The sequence below is a fragment of the Sanguibacter antarcticus genome (assembly GCF_002564005.1).
GTDB lineage: Bacteria > Actinomycetota > Actinomycetes > Actinomycetales > Cellulomonadaceae > Sanguibacter > Sanguibacter antarcticus.
Genome location: NZ_PDJG01000001.1, coordinates 2,522,463 through 2,543,830 on the forward strand (window position 1 = coordinate 2,522,463; position 21,368 = coordinate 2,543,830).

18 protein-coding genes are annotated in these 21,368 nt (G+C 69.7%); 8 read left to right on the forward strand and 10 right to left on the reverse strand.

Annotated features, from left to right (window positions below):
* The first annotated feature begins 86 nt into the window (after positions 1-86).
* Genes ATL42_RS11500 through ATL42_RS11515 form a run of 4 tightly spaced genes read left to right on the forward strand, consistent with a single transcriptional unit; the run spans position 87 to position 2,111 of the window.
* Positions 87-455, forward strand: a complete 369-nt coding sequence (locus ATL42_RS11500; protein ID WP_098455461.1) for a YbaB/EbfC family nucleoid-associated protein — start codon at positions 87-89, stop codon at positions 453-455.
* The gene (locus ATL42_RS11505; RefSeq protein WP_098455462.1) at positions 455-778 is read left to right on the forward strand and encodes a type VII secretion target; all 324 of its coding nucleotides are present in this window, start codon (positions 455-457) and stop codon (positions 776-778) included. Before ATL42_RS11500 ends, ATL42_RS11505 begins: the two co-directional genes overlap by 1 nt.
* Positions 775-1,698 carry a WXG100 family type VII secretion target gene (locus ATL42_RS11510; RefSeq protein WP_098455463.1) on the forward strand — a complete coding sequence of 308 codons (924 nt, stop codon included), beginning with the start codon at positions 775-777 and terminating at the stop codon, positions 1,696-1,698. The genes ATL42_RS11505 and ATL42_RS11510 overlap by 4 nt, the downstream gene beginning before the upstream one ends.
* The gene (locus tag ATL42_RS11515) at positions 1,695-2,111 is read left to right on the forward strand and encodes a YbaB/EbfC family nucleoid-associated protein (RefSeq protein WP_098455464.1); all 417 of its coding nucleotides are present in this window, start codon (positions 1,695-1,697) and stop codon (positions 2,109-2,111) included. The genes ATL42_RS11510 and ATL42_RS11515 overlap by 4 nt, the downstream gene beginning before the upstream one ends.
* Positions 2,112-2,597: 486 nt before the next feature.
* Here ATL42_RS11515 and ATL42_RS11520 read toward each other — a convergent pair whose 3' ends face one another.
* The 8 genes from ATL42_RS11520 to ATL42_RS11555 all read right to left on the reverse strand — a co-directional run bounded on the left by ATL42_RS11520 (position 2,598) and on the right by ATL42_RS11555 (position 14,115).
* Positions 2,598-3,200, reverse strand: a complete 603-nt coding sequence (locus ATL42_RS11520; RefSeq protein ID WP_143556750.1) for a hypothetical protein — start codon at positions 3,198-3,200, stop codon at positions 2,598-2,600.
* A gap of 86 nt (positions 3,201-3,286) precedes the next feature.
* Complete coding sequence (locus ATL42_RS11525; RefSeq protein ID WP_098455466.1) at positions 3,287-6,886, reverse strand: glycoside hydrolase family 9 protein; 3,600 nt, start codon at positions 6,884-6,886, stop codon at positions 3,287-3,289.
* 53 nt (positions 6,887-6,939) lie between these two features.
* Positions 6,940-8,115 (reverse strand): glycoside hydrolase family 88 protein, encoded by a 1,176-nt coding sequence (locus ATL42_RS11530; RefSeq protein ID WP_098455467.1) that lies wholly within the window; start codon positions 8,113-8,115, stop codon positions 6,940-6,942.
* 96 nt (positions 8,116-8,211) lie between these two features.
* Positions 8,212-8,850: a YesL family protein gene (locus ATL42_RS11535; RefSeq protein ID WP_169925405.1), complete on the reverse strand. Its 639-nt coding sequence runs from the start codon at positions 8,848-8,850 to the stop codon at positions 8,212-8,214.
* Positions 8,851-8,918: 68 nt separating this feature from the next.
* Entirely contained in the window at positions 8,919-9,803 is an 885-nt protein-coding gene (locus tag ATL42_RS11540) for a carbohydrate ABC transporter permease (protein ID WP_098455469.1), read from the reverse strand.
* Positions 9,803-10,765 (reverse strand): carbohydrate ABC transporter permease, encoded by a 963-nt coding sequence (locus ATL42_RS11545; protein ID WP_098455470.1) that lies wholly within the window; start codon positions 10,763-10,765, stop codon positions 9,803-9,805. The genes ATL42_RS11540 and ATL42_RS11545 overlap by 1 nt, the downstream gene beginning before the upstream one ends.
* A 65-nt stretch (positions 10,766-10,830) precedes the next feature.
* Positions 10,831-12,156, reverse strand: coding sequence for an ABC transporter substrate-binding protein (locus tag ATL42_RS11550; RefSeq protein ID WP_098455471.1), 1,326 nt, complete (start codon positions 12,154-12,156; stop codon positions 10,831-10,833).
* Between the two features lie 60 nt (positions 12,157-12,216).
* The gene (locus ATL42_RS11555; protein ID WP_098455472.1) at positions 12,217-14,115 is read right to left on the reverse strand and encodes a DUF2264 domain-containing protein; all 1,899 of its coding nucleotides are present in this window, start codon (positions 14,113-14,115) and stop codon (positions 12,217-12,219) included.
* Positions 14,116-14,372: 257 nt separating this feature from the next.
* Between ATL42_RS11555 and ATL42_RS11560 the strand changes: the two genes are divergently transcribed.
* A complete protein-coding gene (locus ATL42_RS11560) occupies positions 14,373-15,518 on the forward strand; it encodes a LacI family DNA-binding transcriptional regulator (protein WP_169925406.1) in 1,146 nt (381 codons plus the stop codon).
* Positions 15,519-15,528: 10 nt separating this feature from the next.
* On the opposite strand, the gene ATL42_RS11565 is transcribed toward ATL42_RS11560, so the two are convergent.
* On the reverse strand, positions 15,529-16,101 hold the full coding sequence (locus tag ATL42_RS11565) for a TetR/AcrR family transcriptional regulator (protein WP_098455474.1): 573 nt from the start codon (positions 16,099-16,101) through the stop codon (positions 15,529-15,531).
* 109 nt (positions 16,102-16,210) lie between these two features.
* Here ATL42_RS11565 and ATL42_RS11570 point away from each other — a divergent pair, with 109 nt between their 5' ends.
* Genes ATL42_RS11570 through mobA form a run of 3 tightly spaced genes read left to right on the forward strand, consistent with a single transcriptional unit; the run spans position 16,211 to position 18,827 of the window.
* The gene (locus ATL42_RS11570) at positions 16,211-16,864 is read left to right on the forward strand and encodes a peroxiredoxin-like family protein (protein WP_098455475.1); all 654 of its coding nucleotides are present in this window, start codon (positions 16,211-16,213) and stop codon (positions 16,862-16,864) included.
* Between the two features lie 53 nt (positions 16,865-16,917).
* On the forward strand, positions 16,918-18,150 hold the full coding sequence (locus ATL42_RS11575) for a molybdopterin molybdotransferase MoeA (RefSeq protein ID WP_098455476.1): 1,233 nt from the start codon (positions 16,918-16,920) through the stop codon (positions 18,148-18,150).
* On the forward strand, positions 18,147-18,827 hold the full coding sequence (gene mobA / locus ATL42_RS11580; RefSeq protein ID WP_245862476.1) for a molybdenum cofactor guanylyltransferase: 681 nt from the start codon (positions 18,147-18,149) through the stop codon (positions 18,825-18,827). Before ATL42_RS11575 ends, mobA begins: the two co-directional genes overlap by 4 nt.
* Here mobA and ATL42_RS11585 read toward each other — a convergent pair.
* A complete protein-coding gene (locus ATL42_RS11585; protein ID WP_098456531.1) occupies positions 18,817-21,234 on the reverse strand; it encodes an ATP-binding cassette domain-containing protein in 2,418 nt (805 codons plus the stop codon). The genes mobA and ATL42_RS11585 overlap by 11 nt on opposite strands.
* Between the last annotated feature and the right edge of the window lie 134 nt (positions 21,235-21,368).

Consider the following 21,368-nt stretch of genomic DNA (forward strand, 5'->3'; position numbering starts at 1 on the left):
ATCCCACGAAACCCGGCAGCCTCAGGCAAGATTGTCGTTGTCGGTCCGCATCCGTCGACTGCACGCAGGCGACCAGAGGGAGCACGGTGAACGAGCACGACCTCGCAGACGCCATGGAGTCTGCGCTCGCTGAGGCGCACCGCGCTGCCGCGCGCGCCAAGCGTGTCTCCGCCGACCTCGCCGACCTGCGCGGGACAGGCCGGTCCCTGCGCGGCGAGGTCACAGCCGAGGTCGACTACCGCGGGCTCCTCCAAGACGTGACGTTCACGCACGCAGCGCTGCGCCTCGACACCGACGGGCTGCGCAGCGCCATCCTCCAGACCGTCGGCGCAGCCCAGGCCGACCTCCAGGAGCAGGCCGCCGAGCTCCGCGGCTCGCTGCGCAGCGACCCGCGGCCGATCTCGGAGCAGACCGAGACGTTCGACGTCGCCGAACGCATCATGCGGGGAGAGTGATGGACGAGCGCGAGGTCTACGTCCACCTCGACTCGTTGCGTGCGCACGAGCAGGTCGTCCGCGGCCTCGCCCACGACCTCGGAGAAGCCGCCCAGGCCATCGCCCAGACGACCGCCCCCACCTTCGCGTACGGCATCCTGTGCTCCCCGATCCTCGCGGGCCCCATGGCCCTCGTGCAGCAGGACGGCGCCGACGGGGTCGCCGCGGTGCACGACATCATGGACGCCGTCGCCGCGAACCTCGAGACGACGATGTGCTCGTACGAGTTCGTCGACACCTCGACGCGTGACGGCATGAACCGCTTCCGGTCGGACCCGTCGTGACGGACGACCTCGTCCCCGACAGCCCGACCGCCTCCGTCACCGCAGGCGTCCGGGGCCTGGACCTCGGCAGGTCCGCCGTCGACGCCGCGGTCGCCGGCGACTGGCTCGGTGCGTCGCTCAGCGGGCTCGGCGCAGCCGCTGAAGGCGTCGCCATGATCATCGACCCCATCGGGGAGCTCCTCGCGAGCGGCGCCGCGTTCCTCATGGAGCACGTGCACCCCTTGCCCGAGATGCTCGACTCCATCGCCGGGAACCCCGCCGAGATCGAGGTCTTTGCCGGCACCTGGTACAACGTCGCGGCACGTCTCGACGAAGCCGCCGACACATACCAGAGCGCCCAGCGGGGCACCACGCACGACTGGACCGGCGCAGCCGCGACACAGTACCGGTGCTTCGCCGACACCTTCGCGGAGATGCTCCGGAGCGTCTCCGCCATCTGTGACGGCACCGGCAGGGCTCTCGCCATCGCGAGCGGCGTCGTCGCTGCGGTGCGCGCCATCGTCCGCGACCTCATCGCCGACCTCGTCGCCAAGCTCATCAAGTGGGTCGCTGAGATCGCGCTCACCGTGGGCGTCGGCGCCAGCTGGGTCGTCCCGCAGGCGTGCGCGGCCGTGACCACGTGGGTCAGCCGCGTGAGCGTCTGGTTGAACGACCTCACCACCGCGATGGCCAGGCTCACCGACCTCACCACGACGATCGGCACGAGCGTCAAGGCGACCAACCGCGCCCAGGCCGAGGTCGTGAACATCATGCTGGCCAAGCCCCGGATCGACCTGCCGAGCTGGCCCGTCGGCGCCATGCCCACGCCGCCGTGGCACGATCCCCTGTGGCGCTCCGGCATGATCCCCGCGAGCAGCACGACCGCCGGGCACGGAGCGGACGCCGTCAACCAGAGCGAGCAGTCTCAGGGGAACCGGTGACGACCGGCTCCGAGGCCTACCTCGCCGCACAGCAGCAGATCGCCTCGTGGGTCGAGCAGGCCCAACGGCAAGAGGCTGCCGCGTACGCCGTCCAGAGCCGGATCGAGGCGCTCACCGTCGACCGATGGTCACCGCACCGCGAGCTGCGCGTTGTCGTCGACCACGCGGGGATGCTGGCCGACGTCGAGATCACCGAGCGTGCGCTGGGGCTCGGCCCCCACGCCCTCAGCCGAGTCCTCATGGACACCCTGCGTGGCGCGCGCGCCACGCTGCGCGAAGCGGCGATCGCCGCGGCCGTCGAGGTCGAAGGCCGAGACAGCCCGCTCGCCCGCTCACTCTCCCAGGAGTACCGCACCACCTTGGGAGCCGACGGCCCGGCCCCAGACGCCCCGGAGGACCACCCGACCCTCTAGCTGCGGGGGATCGTTCCGGATCGCTGATGCTGGCGCCAGCGCGCCAGCAAGGTGTGCTGGTCTCGCAGGGTGCCTCGCAGGGTTGGTTGGCTGGCTGGCGAAGCCCGCGAGGTTCACTGAACTCGTGCATTCCTCTCGAGTTCGGGCCCCTATCTGCCCGATCTCGAGACAAGAGCCCGAGCTCGCCGATCCGCAGCGGCGCGGCGCGGCGCGGCGCGGCGCGGCGCGGCGCGGCGTGCTGAGAGTACTGGGCTCGCTCGTCTGCCGAGCTCGGGCCTTTGTCTCGATCTCGGGCGCTCATCGGCCCGAGCTCGAGACGAATGCGCGAGCTCGCCGATCCGCAGCGGAGCGAAGCGGGCTGGGCCGGGTCAGGCCAGGGCGGGGCGGGGCGGGGCGGGGCGGAGTGCTGCAGGGGCGGAGTGCTGCAGGGGGCTGTAGGGGGCAGCGGTCAGGGGGCAGGCAGAGGGGTGTCGTCAGGGGGTGCGGTCAGGGGGTTGCGCGGTGGTAGGCCTTGAAGAAGCGGAGCGTGTGGGGGTCCTTGACGAGCTCGGGGCGCTGTCGCGACCAGGCGAGGAGGTACGGCAGGAGCACGTCTGCTTCCCGTCGGTTCTCGCGAGAGGTGATCGTCGTGTCTCCTACCCCGGTGAGGATGATCGTCGGCAGCATCGACCTGCTCTCGGAGCTGGGATCAGCGAGGGACGTGGAGACCTCGATCCGGCGGGCCTCCTCCCAGGTGATCGTGTGCGCGTCGGAGAAGAGGCGCACCCGGGTGACCTCGTCGGTCGCAGCCGCGAGGCGCACACGCCAGCAGGCGACGAGGAGCACGACCGCGACGATGGACAACGCCACGGAGACGGTCCACGGCAGCGCCCCGGGCGCATCCGCGCTGCCGTCGAGCGGCGGCACGACGACCACGGTCACGAGAACGACGATCAGCGCCGCGAGAGCCACCGACGCACCGATGCGCAGGGCGAGCGGCGGTCGCAGGACCACCTCAGGAAGGACCGCGGGCGGTGGGACAGCTGGTGGCGGGGCTGCCAGAGGCCTGGCGGCCGGGAGCTGTCCGGTCGTGCTCGCATCGTCGCGCATGGCTTGCAGCGTAAGGGGTGAGGCCCGATCGCGACAGGCCCTGCAGAGATCGATACCAGCGGCGCGTGCCGCTTCACCCTGTCTCCTCAGCTCTCGACCACGACGGTGAGCGGCGCGCTACGGCTGGATCCCGCATCGTTGGTGAGCTCTACCACGTACTCACGGCTGCCGGGCGCTCTCGCCGTCAGCGGGACGTCGAGCCGCTGCGAGGTCGGGCTCAGCGCGCTCGCTGTGCCCTCCGCGACGACCTCGCCGTCCTCGAACAGCCGGTACGACGTCCCAGGCGTGCCCCACCACAGGTTCGCTGTGACCGTGCAGCTGCCGTCACGGTCGATGCTTCCGTGGCTGAGCACCGGGACGCCCGGGGCCGCCTGGGTGACGGAGACGGTCGTCGGCACGGTCACGGTGACGCCCTGCGAGCTGATGAGCTCACCCGTGTAGACGTACGTCCCGTCGCGGAGCCCCGACACCGTGACAGACGCTTCTTGGGGGCGTGTCCCACCGTAGGTGAGCGGCACGGTCGCGAGGAGCTCACCGTCCTGGAACAGTCGGAAGCGGGTCGCGTTCTCTCCCCACCACAGGTGCACGGTCACGACGAAGTCACCGTCCAGGAGGCCGGTGTCCCAGCCGTTGTCGTGGACGAGCACCGCCTGCGCCGGTGGCGCGACGGCGGCGTCGGGCTGCACCACAGTTACTGTGGCCGAGCGGCTCGCGACCGGCTCCCCGACGCCGTTCGACGCGACAGCGTGCACCTGCTGGCCGTCGAGGGTCTCGTCGACCTCGCTCAGGACCAGGGTCGTCCCGGTCCGCCCGAGGTCCACCCACTGGTCCCCGTCGCGCTGCTGCCAGGTGATCTCAGCAACAGGTCGCGCCTGGACCGAGGCGGTGAGCTCGGCGTCGGAACCCGCCGTGACGATGACGTCCTGGGGTTCGCTGCTGAACGTCGGAGCGAGGTCGACGGAGGCTTCGCCGGAACCTTGGTCAGCGACGAAGGACGCCACCCAGGTGAGTGCCGAGCCCCAGTTCACCGTGATCTCGTTGACCGCCCACGCCTCGATGTTGTCGACGTAGCAGGCCTGCGGTGCGCAGCCCGTCAACCATGCTTGAGAGACCGGGTCCTGGAGGTCGGAGTTCGGTCCGCCCGCGACGGAGCCGACCGGCGGGTGCGGGAGCGACGCATCGAGCTGGTTCGCATACCACCGGCTGTGCTGGTTCTCTGCCGAGTTCTCGCCGTACCCGGTGATGTACGACTGCCCGAGGATGTTGCGTCCCAGGAGGTAGTCGTACCCCTCGAGCACGGCCCGGGCGTACACCGGTGCCGCGGTGAGGTCGAAGGCGGTAGCGAGGACCACCTGGTTGTTCAAGATCGAGGAACTCGATCCCCAGACGTAACGACCGTCCTCGGGCGCGTAGGGCTGGCCGAAGGGCTGCGCTGCCTGCTGCGCGACCAGGTCGTCGGCACCGGCGACGACCGACGCACGGATCTCGTCGATGTCCTCGAGAGAGTCCCCGAACCGGGCCAGCTGCATCCGTGCCAGCGGTGCGACCGACCCCCAGTAGAACCCTCCGGGACCGAACACGTCGGCGGTGTGCAACGGGCTGTTCTCCACGTCAGAGAGATAGGTGGCCTCACCGGTCGTCAGGTACAGCTCTGCCGCTGCCCAGTAGAGCTCGTCGGTGACGTCGTCGTCGGCGTACGCCCCGCCGCCGTCCACGCCGTCTTCCCGTGTGGCGAACAGGTCCGGATGCGTTCGAGCGGCGGCGTAGGCACGGAGCGCGGCGCTGCGGAGCGTCGCGGCATAGTCGGGGTCGATCGTCGCGAAGGCACGAGAGCCCTGCGCGGCGACGGCCGCCAGGTTGAGCGTCGCAGCCGTCGAAGGTCGGTGCAGCTGGCGCGGCTTCGGGTCGGCCGATGGCAAGAGCGGCAGCCCTGTCCAGGTCTCGTCCTGCACCTTGTGGTGCACCATGCCGGCGAGCTCTTCGCCCTCGGGCACCTGCATCGCGAGCATGAAGTCGAGCTCCCACCGGGCCTCGTCGAGGATGTCCGGTACACCGTTGTCACGCTCCGGGATCGCGAGCGTGGAGTCTCCGAGCTCGTCCTGGGTCCCGACCTGGACGGCTCGCTCCCAGGTGGATAAGAGCTGTGCGACGGCGATCCCGCCGTTGACGACGTACTTGCCGTGGTCCCCGGCGTCGTACCAGCCTCCGGAGACGTCGAGGGTGTAGTCGCACGTCCAGCCGTCTGTCCATGTCTTCGGTTCTTGGCACCCGACCGCGGTGTCGCCCTGGTTCGGTGCGACTCCGACGTGACCGGCGGCGCGGGCGTACTCCGCACCGGCGACGTCGCCGTCGATCTCGATGCCCGAGCGGTTGGTGTAGAAGAACCGCAGCGCGTCGGTGCGCAACGACTGGTAGACGTCGGCTCCGATGGTGAACGGCTCGCTGACCTCCCCGTCGACGCGCAGCGTGAGCGCGTCACCCGTCGCGGTGACCGCAGAGAAGTCGATGGTGTGCACCGCGGCGCCCGCGGAGTCGTCGAAGCCAGCAGGCACGGTCTGTCCTGAGGCCACCGACGTGCCGTCCTGGTCCAGGCTCCACATGAGCGGTTCGGTCGCATCAGTGACGACCGTCGCGTTCTTGGGCCCGTCGGGCAGGTAGCCGACCTGGTTGACCTTGACCGCGGGTCCGGTGTCGGCGACATAGTCGTAGGCGGTGCCGGTCAAGGAGACGTTGTCGTAGCAGACGGTGTACGGGACGGTGCTCCCGCCGATGCGCAGCTGGAGCTGCGACAGCGCGTACGGGTCGGCGCTCGGCGTCTCGAAGTCGTAGCTGTGGTGGGTCGAGGCCGTACCCACCGAGAACTGCTGAGAGAGGTAGGAGACGGTGTCCGGGTTGTCGAACGGCCCGATCTGGACACCGTTCTGCACTGCGACCGAGGCTCGGACGTCGAAGCTCAGCCGGAACGTCGTGTCGCCCGGGAGGTAGAGGCTGTTCTGACCGATGAGCAGGCTCCACAGGTTCGCGGACGCACCGGCGTCGGCGCACAGCTCGCCGGTCGCGACAGACAGGGGTGTCCCGCCGCTCGTCCACCACGGCTTGGACGCATCGTCGAAGGTGGTGTTGACCAGCAGCTCGTCGGTCCCCGGCCCAACGGCCTCAGCCTCCGGCGTCGTGAGCGCGATGTCGTCGATGCAGACGGTGGCGGCGGCCGCGTTCCCTCCGAGCCGCAGCTGGATGCTGGACGCCACCGTGCTCGCCCCAAGGTCTGCGGTGAACGTCGACGTGAACGTCGTGCGCTCGGTCTCGAGGTCTGACGTGCGGTTGAGGTAGGTGACCAGGTCAGGGTTGGTGGTCGGCTGCACCTGGGTGCGGACGGTCGTCGGGACGGACGACCACGCGTCGAACGTCACCGTGTACGTCGCGCCGTCGTCGAGCGACAGCCCGTGCTGACCGACGATCGCCTGCCACTGCTGCAGGCCCGCGGGCACCTCTGCGCAGTAGGCACCGGAACCGGTGGAGAACGGGATACCGTCGGTGGTCCACCAGGGCTCGTGCCCTGTCGTGAACGCCCCGTTGACGATCAGGTCGCGGTCGGGGCTCTCCGCCGCCGACGCGACCGGAGCCGGCAGCGCCAGCCCACCCAGCAAGATCATGGCCGCCGCTGCGGCCAGCACTCTTGTCTTCATGTCACAACTCCCTTGGTGTGCGAACGATCTGGCGCTGCAGGTCTAGGTACCGCTCACCACCACGGCGACCACGAGGGCCTGTGACGACGGGTGAGCGCCTCGAGGTAGAAGTAGTCGCCCCAGAGGTTGCCCTCGTCGATGCCGTCCGCCTTGTGCCAGTGGTAGACGCCGTGGAGCAGGAGCGCATCGGACGGTGTTCCCTCGCTCGTGTAGGAGCGGTCGAGGGAGGCGAGGATGCGGTCGGCCTCCTCCTGGTAGCGGGTGCGCGAGGCGTCGTCGACCGACACAGCCAGCTCGAGCAGCCCGGCGACCGCGATCGCTGCAGCCGACGAGTCGCGTGGTTGTCCGCTCCCGTCCTGGAACGTGAGGTCCCAGAACGCCACACCGTCGGCAGGCAGGTGCGCGAGGAAGTAGTCGGCGCAGCGTCGTGCCGTCTCGAGGAGCGTCAGGTCGCCCGTGTGGCGGTAGCCGAGGGCGAACCCGTAGATCCCCCAGGCCTGACCTCTCGCCCAGCACGAGTCGTCGGTGTAGCCCTGCGCTGTGCTGCCGCGCTGGGGTGCGCCGGTAGCCACGTCCCAGTGGAACGTGTGGAAGGTCGAGCCGTCGGGGCGCATGATGTGGTCCCTCAGCGCGGTCACGTGCCGACGGGCTGCCTCGCTGTACCGGGGGTCGCTGGTCTGCTCGGTCGCCCAGAACAGCAGCGGCATGTTCATCAGGCTGTCGATGATGGTGCGCCCGCCCTCGTCCGGGTCGCCCAGGTCACCCCACGCCTGCACCACCCCGACAGGTTCGAGGAACCGTGTCATCAGCTGGTCGGCGGCACTGAGCGCCACTGCGCGGGCTTCCTCGCTCTGCGTCTCGCGCCACGCACTCACGCAGGAGAGCGTGTACAGGAAACCGAGGTCGTGGGTGTCGACGTCGATCGCCTCGTGCATGCGACGAGCGAACGAGCCCACGTGCGCCAGTGCGAGGTCACGGTAGGACTTCTCGCCGGTCAGCTCGTAGGCGAGCCAGAGCTGCCCGGTCCAGAAGCTCGTCGTCCAGCCGTAGTTGCTCCCGGCGGACAGGTCTTCGGTGGCGGGACGGTCCGTGTACTGCTGGTCGGTCGTGTTGTCGCCGGGGTACCGGAGGCCGAACGACCGGACGTTCCTGTCGACGACGCCCAAGGCGTGGGCGATGGCTGAGCCGTCTGTGACCGGGGTCATGGCGCTGGTGTCAGACGCGCGCATCTGAGGTCCTTTCTCGGGGAGCACCGTCTGGTGCTCTGGTGTGGTCTCTCGATCGATGAGGCTGTGGTCGGGCGGTCGTCCGCTCGGACGAGGCGGTCATGCCTGGGCGGGGTCTGGTGCGAGCACCGGGAGCAGGACGAACCGCGAGTTGCCCCACACCGCGTAGAGCAGCGGTGCGGCCGCTAGGCCGAGGGCGAGCGCTGGGTGGCTGGTGAACGTCACCGCGAGCAGGATCAGCACACCGAAGGAGACCACGGTGAGGTACCACCGGCGGGAACCGAGGTAGAGGGACACCTTGAGGACCTCGCGGAGGCGTGCGTCCGGGCGCTCGACGCTCGCCACGAGAGCGATGAGCGTCGTGGTCGCGGCCAACCCACCGAGCACGAGCAAGGCCGGGGTCACGGCCGCGCCGAGCCGGGTGCCCGAGACCGCTATGACGTCGACCACGATCATCACGCCGGTGCCTGCCGCGAGCGTCCCGAGGGCCAACGAACGGCGCAGCTGCTGACGCCAGGTGAGCCAGAAAACCCGGGCGACCGCGGTCGAGCGGTCCACGGTGAAGGCGCGGAACACCCCGAACGCCCCGGACAGCGCCGGAACCGCCAGCACCGCAGCCAGGACGAGCGCCGGCCACGAGCGTCGCGGGTCTGTCGTGACGAGCAGCAGCAGGAGCGGCAGCCCGGCAACCACGAGCATCAGGTTCGTCACGACGACGAGGTACCCGATGCTGAACATGGTCTCCCACGTTCCTGCCGACAGGCGCGGCGCCCGCCGACCAGAGAGTGTCGTGGCCTGTGCCGTCGTCATCCTTTGAGCCCGGAGGTGGCGATCCCCTGGACGAAGTAGCGCTGTCCGAGCAGGAAGATGATCGCGATCGGCAGCACCGAGAGCACCGAGCCGGTCATGATGAGCGCGTACTCGGCGTTGTACTGCGAGACGAGCGACCGGAGACCGATCTGGATGGTCCAGATGTCGGGGTTGCGCAGGTAGATCAGCGGGCCGAGGTAGTCGTTCCATGTGTTCACGAAGGTCAGCAGCGCGAGGGTCGCCAGTGCGGGGCCCGACAGCGGGAGCACGATGCGCCACCAGATCGCGTACTCCGAGAGCCCGTCGATCCGAGCTGCTTCCGAGAGCTCTTCGGGGATCGACTCGTAGAACTGCTTCATGAGGAAGACACCGAATGCTCCGAAGGCCTGGAGCGCGACCATCGCCCAGAGGGTGTTCGACAGCCCGAGCCTGGTCATGAGGATGAACTGCGGGATCATGTACGCCTGCCACGGCACCGCGATCGTCCCGATGTAGGCGAGGAACAGGACGTCCCGCCCGGGGAAGCGCATCTTGGCGAACCCGTATGCGGCGAAGCTGCCGGTGAACAGCTGCAGCAGCGTCACCGTGATCGACAGCAGCAGGGTCGTGCGCAGCCACCTCGACATCTCAGACTTGTCCCAGATGTCGAGGTAGTTCTGCCAGACCGCTGGGTCAGGCAGCCACTGGACGGGGACGGTAAAGATCTGGTTGTTGTTCTTCAGCGACGAGACCACCATCCAGAAGAACGGCAGCATGATCGCGGCCGCTGCCACGACGAGGACCGTGTACAGGAGCGCGGCGCTGAGGAGCCGACGCGTTCGTCGAGGGTCGCGCCGCTGTGCGGGGGGCGGTGCGGGCCGGTCCAGCGTGAGCGAGGCCATCAGGCGTCCCTTCTCTTGTTCGCGAGGAACTGCAGGACCGTGACGCCCAGGCAGATGACGAAGAGGACGACGGCGATCGCCGACGCGTACCCGAAGTCGTTCTCGACGAAGCCCTTGCGGTAGATGTACTGCGACAGCACGAGCGTGGACGTCCCTGGCCCGCCGTTGGTCATCACGAGGATGAGGTCGAAGATCTTGAAGCTGGCGATCGTCAGCATGACGGTCACGAAGAAGGTCGTGGGTCGCAGGCTCGGGAGCGTGACGTTGCGGAAGCGCTGCACGGCGCTCGCGCCGTCGACGCGGGCAGCCTCGTACAGCTCGGACGGGATCGCCTGCAGACCCGCTAGGAAGAGCAACATGTAGTAACCCATGTCGCGCCAGGTCGCCACGATGACGATCGCGGGCATCGCCCAGGTCGTCGAGGTGGTCCACCCAGGAGGGTCGTCGATACCGATCGCCATGAGCATCTGGTTGATGACGCCGGCCTCGGGCGAGAAGAGCATGTTCCACACGACCGCGATAGCGACGATCGACGTGATGTACGGGAAGAAGGCGACGGTGCGGAAGAACGCCATCCCCCGCATCTTGCGGTTGAGGAGCAACGCGAGGCCGAGCGAGGCCCCCAGCGTCAACGGGATGTGCATGACGGCGAAGTAGATGGTGTTCTTCAGCGCGGTGTGGAACGTCGTGTCTCTGACGAGCCGTTCGAAGTTGTCGGTCCCTGTGAAGGTGGCCGCGCCGAAGGCGTTCCAGGATGTGAACCCGAGGTAGAGCAGGATCACCACCGGCACGAGAGTAAGCGTCGCGAAGCCGATGAAGTTCGGCAGGATGAACGTCCAGCCGATGAGTGTGTTGCGCCGTCGCAACCTGGAACCGGGAGCCCGCTCACGCCGTGGGGCTTTCGGCGTGACGGTGGCGGGCACTGGTGCAGGCGCAGAGGCGGTCACGTCTAGCGTGGCCATGAGAGAGCTCCTTTCTGGGACCGGTCCTCCCCGTGCGGGGAGGACCGGGGGTCGTCGGGCGTGGGTCAGCCGAGGCCCTCAGACCGGGCGCGTTCCATCGCCTGTGCGATGCCGTCTTCTGGCGAGACCGCCCCGGACAAGATGGCCGAGTGAGCATCTTTGAGGATGTTCTGGAGCGCGGGGGTGTCGGAGCCCAACGGTGCGTCGGGGTGCGCTTCCAGGGTGCTGAACGCCACGCGGGACTCAGGGTCCGTGGGCATCCCCTCTTGAGAGAACACCGTGTCCGTCACGACGTCCGCGGTGTAGGACGGGCGCAGCCCGATCCCGGCGAGCTCGACGGCCGCGGGCTCTGAGGAGACGTAGGTCAGGAAATCTTTGGCTGCGCACGCCTTCGCGTCGTCGATCGCCGCGTTGATGCCGATCGCCGTCGGGTTACCCTGCGTGACGGGGTGGTCCAGCGTCGTGTCGTCGACCTGAGGGGCTGGTGCGATCCCCCACTCGAAGACGTCAGCGTCCCCGGACTCCCGCTGGGAGAGGAGCGCCGCGATGTACCACGACCCCATCGGCATCATGGCGGTCTTCTGGGTGCCGAACTGGCCTTGGTAGGTCAGCGAGTTCGTGGTGACAACGCCATAGTTCTCCTGCGCCCCGGCGTCCTGGAGGGCGATGGCCCTCTCGTAGAACGGGACCATGTAGTCCCAGTCGGCGGCGAAGTAGGCCTCGTCGCTGCCTGCCTGCGCGGTGGCGAAGGACTGGAGCGCGGTCGCCCAGGAGTGCAGGTAGGTGCCCTTGACGTTCTGCTGGCCGGCGGCTTCCAGGTTCTCGGTGAGCTCGACCGCGACGTCATCGTACTCGTCCCAGGTCCAGGTCCCGTCGGGGTAGGAGACGCCAGCGAGGTCGAAGAGCTCCTTGTTGTAGTAGAGGTACCAGGCATCTTGGCGGTAGGGGACCGCGTACGCTGCGCCATCTGTCGTGTAGTACTCGATGCCGGGGTAGTCGGCACCGAGCACGTCGGTGACCTCGCTGACATCGAGCAGCTGACCACCCTCCTGGTAGGTCGGGAAGGTCGTGATCGTCTTGATCGGATACAGGTCTGGGGCCGATCCGGCGGCGAGGTCGGCTGTCAGCTGGGTGTCGTAGTCGGTGGCGTCGTACTCAGCGAGCTCCACCGTGATGTTCGGGTTCTCGAGGTGGAAGCTGTCGGTCAGCGTCTGGAAATCGGTCGACGTGGAGAGTCCCCAGGCCGCCAACGAGAGCGTCACGGGCTCGGTGCTGTCTTCGCAGACGGCCGAGGCTCCTGCCGTGGTGTCCGACCCGCCGGTGCTGCACCCGGTGAGGGCTAGGGTTGCGGCAGCCAAGACGGCCGAGCGTGTGATGAGGGATCGCTTCATTGCGGTGTGTCTCCTTTGACGGCGGTGCGTGGGGTGGAGCGGAACAACGGTCCTGATGGGTCAGGCCTCCGGAAGATCGACGAGCGTGGCGGTCCCGTCAGGCCAGGTGACGCGCGCCCGGCCGTCGACCATCGCGATGCTGGGTGCCCGGTCGAGCGCGCCCGTGCCGCCGCAGGCGGCAAGGCCGACTGCACAGGCGGTCCATCCCGGGACGGCTGGGGCGTGCAGCACGCCGACGGTGGCGTGCGTGCCGACGGGTGTGGCGTCGTCGCGATGGACGACCGAGGCGTGGTCCCAGCCGAGCAGGGCGACGACCGCGCCGCGCACGGTCGGCGAGGTCTGGTCAACGCGTCGGCCGGCAGCGACCTCCACGGCCACCCCCGCGTCGTGGGCCACCGGCCAGCCGCCGCACTCCAGGCCTACGGCCAGTGCTGAGACGTCCTCGCCGACGTGCACGAGACGTACCTCCCAGGCACCGCGCAGCACCGAGACGACGGTGAGGGTCCCGGCAGCGGTGACGACCCCCGTGATCCCTTCGCCGTGGTGGGTCTGTGCCGCGTCTGGATCGATCCAGTGCGCTCGTGCCCGGGACGCCGCATCGATCGTCCCGTCGGTCTCCGAGAGCCGCAGCGGGGTCATGCCTGCGCGGTGGCTGCGTCGACCGTTCTCGTCGACCAGCGCGACGGACTGGTCGAGGGGCGCTTCCCAGTCTGTGCCGCGGTGCAGCGGGAACGTCACGGTCGAGTACCCCAGCCGCGCGTACAGGGGTGAGTCGCCGACATCCTGGCCGACGGTCGTGTGATCGGTGCCGTGGTTGACGACGCGGACGACTCCGTCTGCGGCGGTCCCGGCGATCCCCCACACCGGGGCGGCGACGACTCGCGCGTCGTCTGCCTCGGTGACGGCCAGCGGGGCGTCCGGCTCGGTCCAGACCGGGTGGTCGGCAGGGAGCGCGAGCCCGAGCAGCCCCTTGCTGGCCCAGTACGGGGACCCTGTCCCGGAGTACTGCTGGCCTAGGTGGCGCCATGGTCCCCACCAGCCGATGTCCAGCAGGCCGCGCTCGTCTGGTGCGCCGCGGGTCGCGAAGTGATTGACGATGGCGAGCGCGGTCGTGCGCAGCCGGCCGGGCGAGACCGACGGCACCTGGGCGATCGCGCCGGCCCAGAACGGTGCGGCCGCCGCGAACCGGTACGTGAGGCTCCGGCCCTGCGGGAGCGGTGAGCCATCGCCGCCCACGAGGTGGACCGCGTCTGTGAGGAAGCGGTCGAGCCGTGACCGGTCGAGCTCTGCGCGGGGCTGGGCGAGGTCGCTGGCGCCGCGCATGCGTGCCCAGAGGGTGGGGTAGAGGTGCATCGCCCAGCCGGCGTAGTGGTCGTAGGACCGTGCTCGTCCGTCGCGGTACCAGCCGTCGCGCTCGTAGAAGGACTCGTGCTGCTCCAGGTCGGCTGTGATGTCTTCCAGCCGGTGCGGTCCGCCGACCGAGCGCAGGAACGTCTCGACGGTGATGCGAAACCAGACCCAGTTGTTGCGCGGGTAGGTCTCATCTCCGACGACCTCGGCCAGGTAGTCGACGAGACGTTCCTGGACCTGTGCGTCGAGCGTGTCCCACAACCACGGTCGGGTCATGTCGAGGACGAGGGCGATCGAGGCGGCCTCGACCTTCGCCTGGCCGTGCTCGGTGGGGCGCGCCCAGCGTTCCGTGTTCCGCAGGTCGGTCCCTGCGGCGAGGCCTTCCGCGTAGTGCTCGAGATGACCGTGAGGGTCGTCGCCGTGTGCACCTGCCACACGGAAGCCTGCAGCGAGGAACGTGCGGGCGAACCCTTCTAGCCCGTCCATGGTGCTGCCGAATCCGCCGGGGGTACCTGGCAGGGTGATCAGGCTCCGGGTCGGAGAGGCGAACCGTCGCGCGTCGAGCAGCAGCGTGTCGGTCCAGCGCTCGAGGTCGTCGCGGGTCTGCACTCTTGCGCCTGGCTGGCCATCGGGCGAGCTTGCGGGAAGGAGGTTCGTTCTGGTGTGCACGGCCCCTGCCTCTCTGCTGGGTTCCGGCCCCCGAGAGGGCAGATGCGCACGACCTTCTTCGTCCGGCCAGGTGTGCCGACAGACTGAGGCATATGATCAACCTGATCATTTCGTGCGACAACCGAGTATGAGATCGTTCGCACAGAGCGGTCAATAGACATGATCATATGATCACCGATGTGCACGGAGGTGCATTCATGGCAGAGTCGAGAGACGACGGCCGGGACGGTCGCTTCGACCCAATCGCAGCACGGCACGAGGACGTTCTGGCCGCGATCATCGACCGCGGCCAGATCCGGGTGACCGAGCTCGCGGCGGAGCTCGGCGTGAGCGCGGTGACCGTCCGGCGCACCGTGAGCGAGCTGTCGGCAGCAGGCCAGGTCCGCCGGGTGCACGGCGGCGCCGAGGCGCTCCCTCGAGCACGCAGCACGGGAGACCCCGGACGCCGCATCACCGCAGGCATGCCCGTCGTGCAGCTCGCCGGCAAGACCGCGGGCGTGATGGTCCCGTCGCTCGACTACTACTGGCCGCGCTTCGTCCGGGCAGTCCAGGAGAACCTGGCTGCAGCGGACATGCGGATGCTGCTCCGCGGCTCGAGCTACGACGCCACCGACGAGCTGCGCGACATCCGCGAGCTGCTCAGCGCTGGCTCAGACGGGCTGCTCATCGCCCCGACGATGAGCGGCGAAGGAGGCGACCTCGTCCGCGACTGGCTTGCGAGCACCACCGTCCCGACCGTCCTGGTGGAGCGCTCGGCCGTGGTCGGGCGCGAGCACGTCGACGTCGAGTCGGTGCTCACCGACCACGCCGCCGGCGCGTCCGCCGCCGTGTACCACCTGGCCAGCCAGGGACACGCACGGATCGGGGTGGCGTGCACGGAGATCTCCTTGCACGCCGACGAGATCCGACGAGGCTGGTACCGCGCAGCCTCCCACCTGGGACTGCCGACGACCGGCGTGGTGGACACCGACATCCCCGAGCGACGCGGCCCCGGATTCCATGTCGGCATCGAGGAGTTCGTCGATGCCGTCCTGGCGACGGGCACCACCGCGGTGCTCGTGCACTCTGACCCCGAAGCCATCCAGGTGGCACAGAGCGTGACCGGTCGCGGGCTGCGCATCCCCGAAGACCTCGCGATCGTCGCGTACGACGACGAGATCGCCGCGTACGGATCGCCGCCCCTCACGGCCGTGCAGCCGCCGCGCCGCACGATCGGTCAAGCGGCGGTCAACCTGCTGGCCGCACGCATCGCCGACCCGGGTCGTCCTGTGCACCGACTGACCCTCAACCCCGTCCTACGGGTACGGGAGTCCACGACGTACCGGCGCGCACCGCAGACATGACGCGTCGCCCTTAGGCTGCCAGCGCCGGCCACACCTGGTCGACGATCGCGTCCACGCTCGGCTCGTCGAGCGGCTGGTGACCGAGGAGCATGCGCATCCACAGCGGCGCGTAGAGGAGGTCGAGGGCGATCTCGATGTCGAGGTCGGCACGAATCTGGCCGTGGTCGATGCCTGCGCGCAGGGCGGTGGCTCCTCCGCTGCGGCGTTCGGCGACGAAGCGTGTGCGCAGGTCGTCGGCGAGCGCGGGGTCGCCCTGGGACTGGGCGACGAGCTCGCGGATCATCGAGCCGGTGGGCGAGGAGAAGGTGCGGGCGACGGCGCGCATCTGTGCGCGGAGGTCGTCCTTGGCCGAGCCGGTGGTGGGGAACGGGTTGTCGGACGCGAACTGCTGCTCGAGGGCGTCGATGACGACGGAGGCTTTGGTGGGCCACCAGCGGTAGATCGTCTGCTTGCCGACGCCGGCGTGGGCGGCGATCTCGTTGATGGTGACCGCTCGGGGGCCCTTCGTGCAGATCAGCTCGTGCGTCGAGGCGAGGATCTTGGCCGTGAGCTCGGGGTCTCGGTGCGGCCCGGTGCGTCCCATGGGGAGAGACTAGCAGAATGACGAGACCGTCGGTCTTGACTACCGGTGCACCGAGACCTACGGTCGAGGTATCGAGACGCACGGTCGCGGTACGGCGAAAGGGACAGCAATGAGCCTCATGGACAACCTCAAAGCACAGGCAGAACGGTCTACCGCCGCCGCGACACCCGAGGTGAACGCAGGGCGCCGCGCCGCGATCGCCGCGGTCGCAGACGTCGCAAGCGGCGCCGTCACCGTCGGCGACCACGCCCCGGACTTCACGCTGCCCGACGCGACCGGCGCAGCCGTCCACCTCGCCGACCTCCTGGCGGCAGGCCCCGTCGTCGTCTCGTTCTACCGCGGCGGCTGGTGCCCCTACTGCAACCTCGAGCTGCACGCCTTGCAGGTGGCACTGCCCGACCTCACCGCGGCAGGCGGCACCCTCGTCGCGATCTCGCCCGAGGCACCGGACGCGTCGCTCACCACGTCGGAGAAGCAGAACCTCGAGTTCCCCGTCCTCTCCGACACGGACGCAGCGACGATCACTGCCTACCGCTTGAACTTCACGATCGACTCGACCACGCGGGCCGTGCTGAGCGAGCCTGAGGCGGAGGCTGCACGCGCCCAGGGCGTCGCGACCGAGATCTTGCCGGTCCCGGCCACCTACGTCATCGGCACCGACGGCACGGTCACCTTCGCGTTCGTCGACCCGAGCCACACGCACCGGGCCGAGCCCGCCGACGTCGTCGCCGCCGTGGCTGCGCTCACCGGGGGCGCGTCCTGAGCACGACGGTGGCGTCACCAGCGGACGGGGTGCAGCGGTCCTAGGGTGGACCCATGGCCACTGCACCCTTGCGCACCCTCACCGAGCACCACGCGATCGCGCTCGAGCTGTGCGAGCCGCTCACCGCCCGCCTCACCCCGCTCGCCGAGGCTTACGGTCTCGTCCTCGCGGCCGAGGTTCTCGCGGGCACGGACACGCCACCGTTCGACAACTCCGCGATGGACGGGTTCGCCGTGCGGCACATCGACGTCGAGCACGCCACGCCCGACGCACCCGTGACGCTCACCGTGGTCGGAGACGTGCCGGCAGGGTCTGACGAGGACCCTGCCGTCCCCGCCCACAGCGCCGTCCGCATCATGACCGGCGCCCCCGTCCCGACCCACGCCACCGCGATCGTCCCCGTCGAGCACACCGACGTCCCCTCCGGGCCCGGCGCGCTCCCCGAGACCGTCACGGTGCACCACGCCACCGTGCTCGGCGCCCACGTGCGTCGAGCCGGCGAGGACGTCCAGGCGGGCGACGTCGTGCTCACCGCCGGGACCCGGCTCACCGCGCGGGCGATCGCGGCCGTCGCGAGCGCCGGCAGCGCCGTCGTCGCCGCACACCCCCGGCCCCGCGTCGGGATCCTCTCGACCGGTTCCGAGCTCGTCGCCCCCGGCACCCCGCTGCGCCGCGGTCAGATCCCCGACTCCAACTCGTACCTGCTCGCGGCAGCAGTCGAGGAGGCAGGCGGGACCGCCGTCCGGGTCGGAGCCGTGACCGACGACGTCGCATCCTTCGCCGCGGCGCTCACCGACCTCGCCGCCACGGTCGACATGATCGTCACCACCGGTGGCGTCAGCGTCGGCGCGTTCGACGTGGTCCGCGAGGTCCTCGAGAGCTCCGAGACCGTCGAGTTCGTGCCCGTCGCGATGCAGCCCGGCAAGCCCCAGGGCCTCGGCACGTGGCAGGGCGTCCCGATCTTCACTCTCCCCGGAAACCCCGTGAGCGCCTTCGTGTCCTTCGAGGCGTTCGTCCGGCCCGGCCTGCGCCGCATGGCCGGACACACCGACACCGAGCGGCCGGTCCTCGTGCGCGCCGCGGGAGTGGCGTGGCACTCCCCCGCCGGCCGCGAGCAGCTCATGCCCGTCCGCTTCGTCGACGACACCGTGGTGCCCGCGACCGGGCGCGGCTCCGGCTCCCACCTCGTGGCGAGCCTCGCGCTCGCCGACGGTTTCGCCATCGTGCCGGCCGACGTCACCGAGGTCGCCGAGGGCGACGAGCTGCGGGTCATGGTCGTCTCGTGAGCAGGCCATCCACGGACAGCACCACGCCGGCGCCGGCGCTGCCGGTCCACGACGCGATCGTCCTCGCGGGTGGGCGTGCACGACGCCTCGGCGGCGACAAGCCGAACGTCCACGTGGGCGGGCGCCGCCTGCTCGACCACGCGCTCGAGGCGACGACGGGTGCGCGACGGGTCGTGGTCGTCGGGCCAGAAGACCTGCTTCCTGACGCGGACGTCGCACCGGGCGGTCGCCTGAGCGTCGTGCGGGAGGACCCGCCGTTCGGCGGCCCCGTCGCGGGGCTGGCGGCCGGGCTCGCCCGGCTCGCCGAGGAGAGCGCCGACGCCGTGCCCGTCCTCCTGCTCGCGTGCGACGTGCCGCTCGTTCCCCGGCTCGTCCGCCAGCTCCTCTCCGCGTGGTCCGACGCTCTCCTCGACGCGGCCCGGCACGAGGTCCTGCCTGCGGACGGCGTCTTCGTCGAGTCCGCCGGCAGAGCGCAGTGGCTCGTGGGCGTCTACGACCCAACCTCGCTCCGGCGCTCGCTCACCACCGTGGCATCGACCCGGACGATCGACGGGGCGTCGATGAAGCAGGTCGTCGGGCACCTCGCCCTCCTCACGACCCAGGACCCGGAAGGGCTGAGCGCGGACGTCGACACGTGGCTCGACGTCGAGCACGTCGACACCCGACTCAACCGCTGACGTACTCCGCCAGGTGCTCGCCCGTGAGCGTGGACCTGGCCGCGACGAGGTCCGCGGGCGTGCCCTCGAAGACGACCTGACCGCCGTCGTGCCCGGCGCCCGGTCCGAGGTCGATGATCCAGTCGGCGTGCGCCATGACCGCCTGGTGGTGCTCGACGACGATGACGGACTTCCCGGAGTCCACGAGCCGGTCGAGGAGCCCGAGAAGGTTCTCCACGTCGGCGAGGTGCAGCCCGGTCGTCGGCTCGTCGAGCAGGTAGATGCTGCCCTTCTCCCCCATGTGGGTGGCGAGCTTGATGCGCTGGCGCTCACCGCCGGAGAGCGTCGTGAGCGGTTGACCGAGACGGAGGTAGCCCAGGCCCACGTCGACGAGCCGCCGCAGGATCGTGTGCGCGGCCGGGACGCGGGCATCGCCGGCAGCGAAGAACTCCTCGGCCTCGGTGACGGACATGCCGAGCACCTCGCTGATGTCCTTGCCGCCGAGGCGGTACTCGAGCACCGAGGCCTGGAACCGCTTGCCCTCGCACACCTCGCACGGCGACGCGACGCTCGCCATGACACCGAGGTCGGTGTAGATCACTCCATTCCCGTTGCACACGGGGCACGCGCCCTCGGAGTTCGCGCTGAACAGCGCAGGCTTGACGCCGTTCGCCTTGGCGAAGGCCTTGCGGACGGGCTCGAGCAGCCCCGTGTACGTCGCCGGGTTGCTGCGACGCGAGCCGCGGATCGCGCCCTGGTCGATCGAGACGACGTCCTCTCCCGAGCCTTCCGGGCCACGGCTCAACGATCCGTGGACGAGGGAGCTCTTGCCCGAGCCTGCGACGCCGGTGACGACGACAAGGACCCCGAGCGGGACGTCGACGTCGACGCCCCGGAGGTTGTTCGCCGTCGCACCGCGGATCTCCAGCGCGCCGGTCGGCGTGCGGACCGAGTCCTTCACCGCGGCGCGGTCGTCGAGGTGGCGGCCCGTGAGCGTTCCGCTCGCCCGCAGGTCCTCGACGGTGCCCTCGAAGCAGACGGTCCCGCCCGCGGTGCCTGCCCCGGGGCCGAGGTCGACCGCGTGGTCGGCGATCGTGATCATCTCGGGCTTGTGCTCGACGACGAGGACCGTGTTGCCCTTGTCCCGCAGCGCCAGGAGCAGCGTGTTCATCCGCTGGATGTCGTGCGGGTGCAGGCCGATGGTCGGCTCGTCGAACACGTAGGTGACGTCGGTGAGCGACGACCCGAGGTGACGGATCATCTTGGTCCGCTGCGCCTCGCCGCCGGAGAGCGTCCCGGCCGGGCGGTCGAGCGAGAGGTAGCCGAGGCCGATCTCCACGAAGGACTCGAGGGTGTGGCGCAAGGCTGCCAGGAGCGGTGCCATCGACGGTTCCTCGAGCGTGCGGACCCACGTCACGACGTCGCTGATCTGCATCGCGCACACGTCGGCGATGCTCGTGCCGTGGACCTTCGACGCGCGCGCCTCGGCGCTCAGCCGGGTGCCCTCGCACTCGGGGCACGGCGTGAACGTCACGGCCCTGCCGACGAACGCGCGGACGTGCGGCTGCAGGGCGTCGACGTCCTTCGACAGGTACGACTTCTGGATCGACGGGATGAGCCCCGTGTACGTGAGGTTGATCCCGTCGATCTTGATCTTCGTCGGCTCCCGGTGGAGCAGGTCGTGGAGCTCGGTCGTCGTGTACGTCCGGATCGGCTTGTCAGTGTCGAAGAACCCGCAGCCGCGGAAGATCCGGCCGTACCAGCCCTCCATCGAGTACCCCGGGATGGTGAGCGCGCCCTCGTCGAGCGACTTCGTGTCGTCGTACAGCGCGGTGAGGTCGATGTCGTTGACCGTCCCCATCCCCTCGCAGCGCGGGCACATGCCGCCCGTGATGCTGAAGCTGCGCCGCTCCTTGACGGTCTTCCCGCCCTTCTCCATCGTCACGGCACCCGTCCCGCTGATCGAGGCGACGTTGAACGAGAATGCCTGGGGCGATCCGACGTACGGCTGGCCGAGCCGGCTGAAGACGATCCGCAGCATCGCGTTGACGTCCGTGGCCGTCCCCACGGTCGAGCGCGAGTTCGCCCCCATGCGCTCCTGGTCGACGATGATCGCCGTCGTCAGCCCCTCCATGTGGTCGACGTCCGGCCGCGCAAGGTTCGGCATGAAGCCCTGGAGGAAGGAGCTGTACGTCTCGTTGATCATCCGCTGCGACTCTGCAGCGATGGTGCTGAAGACGAGCGAGCTCTTGCCCGAGCCCGAGACGCCCGTGAAGACGGTCAGCCGCCGCTTGGGGATCTCGATGCTGATGTTCTGGAGGTTGTTCTCGCGGGCGCCCTGCACCCGGATGAGGTCGTGGGCGTCAGCGACGTGCGCGCTGTGCGGCGGCGAGCCAGCCGCGGAAGGCCTGGTCGGGACGGTGCTCATCAGGTCTCCCTCGGTGGAACGGTCAGCGGACCTCGGCGCCCCGGACGAGATCACGCACGGTCGGTGCTCCGCGGCGGTCGTGGGGCTCGCGCTCACGATCCTGCCACGCACCACCCACCACGCCCAGGACGCAC

Bases quoted from the DNA above. Each gene is read 5' to 3' on its own strand.
- ATL42_RS11505 (WP_098455462.1), top strand. From the start codon at position 455: ATGGACGAGCGCGAGGTCTACGTCCACCTCGACTCGTTGCGTGCGCAC.
- ATL42_RS11520 (WP_143556750.1), bottom strand. From the start codon at position 3,200: ATGCGCGACGATGCGAGCACGACCGGACAGCTCCCGGCCGCCAGGCCT.
- ATL42_RS11525 (WP_098455466.1), bottom strand. From the start codon at position 6,886: ATGAAGACAAGAGTGCTGGCCGCAGCGGCGGCCATGATCTTGCTGGGT.
- ATL42_RS11530 (WP_098455467.1), bottom strand. From the start codon at position 8,115: ATGCGCGCGTCTGACACCAGCGCCATGACCCCGGTCACAGACGGCTCA.
- ATL42_RS11535 (WP_169925405.1), bottom strand. From the start codon at position 8,850: ATGTTCAGCATCGGGTACCTCGTCGTCGTGACGAACCTGATGCTCGTG.
- ATL42_RS11540 (WP_098455469.1), bottom strand. From the start codon at position 9,803: ATGGCCTCGCTCACGCTGGACCGGCCCGCACCGCCCCCCGCACAGCGG.
- ATL42_RS11545 (WP_098455470.1), bottom strand. From the start codon at position 10,765: ATGGCCACGCTAGACGTGACCGCCTCTGCGCCTGCACCAGTGCCCGCC.
- ATL42_RS11550 (WP_098455471.1), bottom strand. From the start codon at position 12,156: ATGAAGCGATCCCTCATCACACGCTCGGCCGTCTTGGCTGCCGCAACC.
- ATL42_RS11560 (WP_169925406.1), top strand. From the start codon at position 14,373: ATGGCAGAGTCGAGAGACGACGGCCGGGACGGTCGCTTCGACCCAATC.
- ATL42_RS11565 (WP_098455474.1), bottom strand. From the start codon at position 16,101: ATGGGACGCACCGGGCCGCACCGAGACCCCGAGCTCACGGCCAAGATC.
- ATL42_RS11570 (WP_098455475.1), top strand. From the start codon at position 16,211: ATGAGCCTCATGGACAACCTCAAAGCACAGGCAGAACGGTCTACCGCC.
- ATL42_RS11575 (WP_098455476.1), top strand. From the start codon at position 16,918: ATGGCCACTGCACCCTTGCGCACCCTCACCGAGCACCACGCGATCGCG.
- ATL42_RS11585 (WP_098456531.1), bottom strand. From the start codon at position 21,234: ATGAGCACCGTCCCGACCAGGCCTTCCGCGGCTGGCTCGCCGCCGCAC.